The 252-nt window shown below is 43.7% G+C and carries 1 pseudogene; it reads right to left on the bottom strand.

Features of this window, described 5'->3' with window-relative positions:
- A pseudogene (locus AB4486_RS23225) lies at positions 1-192 on the bottom strand (hypothetical protein); the annotation flags it as partial.
- Between the last annotated feature and the right edge of the window lie 60 nt (positions 193-252).

The raw sequence follows: 252 nt of genomic DNA, 5'->3' as shown, positions 1-252 counted from the left end.
GAATGCAGGATCAACATCGACATCAGCAGACAAATCACTAATGGTGCTGTCTCCGCGGATGTTGAGTGCGAGCGCGTAAATTTCGAAGCTATGTTGCCACTTTTTTGTATCCGCTTGTGTGCTTGCTTCCTGAGCATTTACGGTTGAACTGGCAGCCAATGCTGATGCGAGTAGGTAATGCCATTTAGCCATATTGATATCCTTATCTTCGATGTGAAATAGCACGAATGTAAATGTGTGTTTTAACTATCC

It is taken from the genome of Vibrio sp. 10N.222.55.C6 (assembly GCF_041473395.1).
GTDB lineage: Bacteria > Pseudomonadota > Gammaproteobacteria > Enterobacterales > Vibrionaceae > Vibrio > Vibrio crassostreae_C.
This window is presented reverse-complemented; position numbering and strand designations above follow the sequence as displayed.